The 4425-nt window shown below is 55.7% G+C and carries 4 protein-coding genes and 1 pseudogene; 4 read left to right on the top strand and 1 reads right to left on the bottom strand.

Annotated features, from left to right (window positions below; all coding sequences use genetic code 11):
• Positions 1-782: 782 nt before the first annotated feature.
• A pseudogene (locus tag D8Y22_RS00025) lies at positions 783-1372 on the bottom strand (IS6 family transposase).
• A 95-nt stretch (positions 1373-1467) separates the two neighbouring features.
• On the opposite strand from D8Y22_RS00025, the gene D8Y22_RS00020 reads away from it, so the two are divergent.
• The 4 genes from D8Y22_RS00020 (at position 1468) to D8Y22_RS00005 (ending at position 4340) form a co-directional block, all read left to right on the top strand.
• Positions 1468-1677, top strand: coding sequence for a hypothetical protein (locus tag D8Y22_RS00020; RefSeq protein ID WP_174811703.1), 210 nt, complete (start codon positions 1468-1470; stop codon positions 1675-1677).
• Between the two features lie 337 nt (positions 1678-2014).
• Complete coding sequence (locus D8Y22_RS00015; protein WP_141462518.1) at positions 2015-2608, top strand: flavodoxin domain-containing protein; 594 nt, start codon at positions 2015-2017, stop codon at positions 2606-2608.
• Positions 2605-3378, top strand: coding sequence for a 2-oxo acid dehydrogenase subunit E2 (locus tag D8Y22_RS00010; protein ID WP_141462517.1), 774 nt, complete (start codon positions 2605-2607; stop codon positions 3376-3378). The genes D8Y22_RS00015 and D8Y22_RS00010 overlap by 4 nt, the downstream gene beginning before the upstream one ends.
• A 248-nt stretch (positions 3379-3626) precedes the next feature.
• On the top strand, positions 3627-4340 hold the full coding sequence (locus D8Y22_RS00005; RefSeq protein WP_246084312.1) for a DUF418 domain-containing protein: 714 nt from the start codon (positions 3627-3629) through the stop codon (positions 4338-4340).
• Positions 4341-4425: the final 85 nt, after the last annotated feature.

The raw sequence follows: 4425 nt of genomic DNA, 5'->3' as shown, positions 1-4425 counted from the left end.
ATGAACGTCAATCTGGCACATCTTGTCCTCAGTCGCTTGGATCGAGGCTACCCAGCCACGTCCTGCGAACTGATATTGAAGATGCAACAGGCTATAAGGATACAAAGTCATTTCAGACTTGCTGACTGGCTTTGGGACCAAACCAACACTATCAGCCAGTACGCAGGTCTACTGAGTGGTTGGTTCAGCGCAGTTCGTTAGAACAAACGAAGCGATTTTGCTGCGCACCCACGCCCTGTATCTACCGCTGTTTACTTTGGTACCTGCGGAGACTCGACGTGGAACTTGTGAGGTGATTTACCCGTGAAACGACGTACCACCGTTTTATTGGGCTGCTTTTGAAAATTCATTAACGATGCAAGATCGTTGGGAACGCTTCACAACTTCGACACCGTCATTCTCATCGGTGTTTTGCTGTTGCTCGCCACGACCGGCGTTCTCGCGATCTGGGTGCTCTAGGAGTGGGCTCCGTTGTTGTTCGTCCTGCTGGGTATCTGGGCGCTCGTTCGCAGCGAGTTCCGAAATCTCGTCGGCCCTGTCATGGTTATCACTATCGCTGGGGCGTTTTTCCATACGGAATCGGATTGCGTTCTGACGACGCTATCGGAACGTGGTAGCCACTGTTTGTTGTCCTCCGTGGTTTTTTTTATCGTCGTAAACCGGTCACGACGGCAGCAACGCTTGCAGCTTGACGGAAACTACAGTGTCGACGGGATACGTACGATAGGTGTCCTCGGCACGGATGAGCGCCAAGAGACATCTGACTCCTTTACCGGCATTGTTCAGATTTGCCTATTCCAGCAGTACACGAAGCTTTGCAACCAATTTTCAGCGGTTTCTAGATCGGCATTTTTGAAGTGATTTCAAACTAGTACATTTGTTGTTTTACTTTCTTGAAGACACGTTTGACGCTGTTAGGTTGGCCGTGACGTTCATACCGAAACTCGTAGCCACGACGGTGGAGTGGGGCTTTCAGCCAGTCGGCAGAATCGACGAGAACACGGGTGTCACTGGAATCTTCCTCGACGAACTGAGCGAGAAACTCGACATCGACGAGGCCGTATTTCTCGTCGGAAACAGCCGAGCATGGAGAAATTCGGTTGTTACGGGATTAACCGCCGCAAACAGCCAGTGCCGGTCGTCTGTGAGTTGGATCACAGTCTCGTCAACCGCAACGTGACCCGGTGACTTGCCCTCCTCGGGCTGTAACTCTGCTTTTTGTACCCAGCTGTGAACGGTCGACGAGCACGATCGACACCGAACCTCTACAGTACACGAACAGTATCCGAAAGCGAGAGTCCGCTGAGATACTGAGCCGCATCAACTCGCGCAGTGTCTGCTCGCGCTCCACAAATTCTAACTGAATATCGATGTTAGGTAGTGAGGGGGCTGAGTTCGGAGATGGACACCGCGAATTCCACCGCCTCTCTCCTTCAAACCCTAATCTGAACAGCGCTAGGGGATCTGGTGCCACCATTGATAGAAGGGACGCCACCGACGATCGTTGTCGAGCTCGGTGAACAGGCGACGGTCGGCTACGCCATCGATCTCGCTGTCGTGGTTCCGGCACTAGTGATCGCCGGCTACTGGCTCTGGCAGCGACATCCGTCGGGATACGTCGTCGGTGACATCGTTTTCCTGCTCAGTGCGCTGTCACCCCGACGATCACAGAAATAACCGTTGTGCTGGTCCTACAGGGCGATCTCACCGTCTCGGTGTGGTGATTTGTGTTCACGATGCTTCCGCTCGTCATCGCGGCGGCGCTGGCCAACAACTACCTGCTGGCGTTTGGCGGAAAGAAACCACCGCAACCGGCCGCCGGAGTACAGGCGACTGACGAACCAGATGCGTAGCCGTTTACCGCGAGTCATCATGTGACCGGACACGAAGATACCTGAACCGTTTCACCTCCCAGGACTCCTGGTAGACGGCGGAGGGAAGTACCGAGAGATATGGATCTCGAGATCTGCCATTCCTTTATTATCGTTGCGAGACTAGTAACCTGAGATCCTCCATGGCAACATTCCTCGTGCTCTATGGAACTGGTGAGGGACAGACGGAGAAAATTGCAACGCGAATCGGTGACGTGCTCATCGACCGCGGGCACGGAGCCACGACAGTGGATGCGAACGAGGTATCCCCGGATTTCGCCATCGACGACTTCGACGCGATCCTCGTCGGCGCGTCCATTCACGCCGGCAAGCACCAGCGGGCTGTCCGCGAGTTCGTCACAACTAACCGCGACTCGCTAGCGACGAAACCAACCGCCTTCTTCCAGGTATCGCTATCGTCCGCCGACGAGGGTGGGGAGGCCCAGGCGGCTGGCTACGTTGAGGAGTTCATCGAGGCCACCGACTGGCATCCCGATCGAATCGGTCTGTTCGGCGGCGCGTTGCGCTATACAAAATACGGTTTCGTGAAGCGATTGATCATGAAACAGATTGCCAAGCGGAAAGTGACTAAGATGCCCGAGGCGGATCCGTCCGGAGACATCGAAATCACGGATTGGGACGAAGTCGATGCGTTCGCCGCCGACATCGCTGCATTCGCCGAAGGGCAACTCGGTATCACACCCCCTACTGCTGACGACCAAGCAGGACTCGAATGAGCGAGCAACGTGACACGATCGAAGCGTTCCCGATACAGCGGCGAGGAACCGTTGACGCGATGCGCATGGCTGGCCGGCGAAGCGTCATTCACGGACTCGTCGAGTTCGACGTAACTGAGATCAGGCAGCGTATTCACGACCAGAAAGAGAGAACGGGAAAGGGACTCTCGTTCACCGCATTTCTCGTGTTTTGTCTGGCCCGAACCATCGAAGATCATCCGAACGTCAACACATACCGTGACTGGCGAGGACGGCTCATCCAGTTCGATGATGTAGACGTGATGGTCATCATCGAGGTAGAAATCGATGGCAACCGAATCGGCGTTCCACACGTCATCAGAGCGGCGAATCGGCGGTCACTGCAGCCGATTCACGACGAGATTCGGGCAGTCCAGACGGATCCAAACAAACGACAGCAGCCAGGGTTAGCCTCCCTAGCCTTTCGTATCCCCGGGCCCGTGCGTCGGCTGTTTTTTCGCCTCCCGCAGTGGTTTCCACGCCGCTGGAAACGTATCGCAGGCACTGTCGCGGTGAGTTCAGTCGGGATGTTTGGTACTGGTGGTGGGTGGGGTATCACGCCGACGAACTACACGCTTCAACTCACGGTTGGCGGGATCGGACAAAAACCGGGGATCGTCGACGGCGAGATCGAACCCCGCGAATACCTGTCGCTCACGGCGACGTTCGACCACGACATCGTCGATGGCGCACAGGCAACTCGGTTCGTTCAACGGTTGAAGGAGCTGATCGAAGAGCCCGAGGAGCTGTAACGTTATACGCTGAACAGGCACAATGCCACGTCTACGAGCGGGAGCGGACGGATGTAACAGAGCGAACCGGTTTTATAAGTAAAATGTGAACGATCCCTATGCCAAATACTCCGTCCGATGATCCGAACGCGATGGGAGGTACAGACAGCCAGAGACCGACAGCGCTGTCCGATCGGATCGTGGCTCTCGACGCTCTCCGTGGGTTTGCGCTGCTCGGAATTTTAGTCATCAACATTTGGCTGTTCGCGATGCCGACTGTAGCGTCGTTCAACCCGGCACTCTACGGGGATTTCACTGGCGCGAACTACCTCGCCTGGTTGGTCAGTCACGTATTCTTCGAGCAGAAGTTCATAACTCTGTTTACGTTCCTGTTCGGTGCTGGGATTGTCCTGTTCCTGGAATCGAAAGCGCGGAAAGGTCAACCCGGACGGAAGTTACACCTCTCCAGGACGTTTTGGCTGCTCGTCATCGGACTCGGACATGCATATCTGCTCTGGTACGGCGACATCCTCGTCTTCTACGCCCTCTGTGGCTTCCTCGTGGTCTGGGTGTGGCGGTGGCGTCCCAGCCGTCAGTTCATACTCGGCACCGTCCTGTTCTCGATTCCGTCCATCATCTACCTCTTGGCCGGCGTAGGCTACCTCTCGCTCTCTGCGGATGGGCAGGCCGAGTTCAAAGGAGAGTTGCTTGCCGCGTTCGGCGCAGATTTCTCACCCGAGCGAGAAATCGAGATTTACCAAGGCAGCTGGCTCGAACAGCTGTCACACCGTGCTCCCGTCCTCCTCGAGTATCACACACTCGGTTTCGTCTTCGAGGTATTCTGGATGATCGGCGGAATGATGATCATCGGAATGGCCCTCTACAAGTGGGGCGTGATCTCCAACGAGCGAAGCACACGTTTTTACAAACGCGTCGTGGTCGGCGTCGGCGGAGCCGGACTTGCGCTCGTTCTGCCTTGTTGAACGCAAGACGGCATCGGGGTGGGGTTGCTGATCTACAATTTCACGGCGTTAGAGACGGCTTTTCGACCTCAGAAGATGCAGTAGC

It is taken from the genome of Salinadaptatus halalkaliphilus (assembly GCF_006543045.1).
In the GTDB taxonomy this organism is placed as follows: Archaea; Halobacteriota; Halobacteria; order Halobacteriales; family Natrialbaceae; genus Salinadaptatus; species Salinadaptatus halalkaliphilus.
Note: the sequence above shows the minus strand (reverse complement) of the source record. Positions and strands in the feature narration are given on the sequence as shown.

Excerpts from the sequence above, each read along its gene's own strand:
- D8Y22_RS00015 (WP_141462518.1), top strand. The coding sequence starts at position 2,015 with ATGGCAACATTCCTCGTGCTCTATGGAACTGGTGAGGGACAGACGGAG.
- D8Y22_RS00005 (WP_246084312.1), top strand. The coding sequence starts at position 3,627 with ATGCCGACTGTAGCGTCGTTCAACCCGGCACTCTACGGGGATTTCACT.
- D8Y22_RS00010 (WP_141462517.1), top strand. The coding sequence starts at position 2,605 with ATGAGCGAGCAACGTGACACGATCGAAGCGTTCCCGATACAGCGGCGA.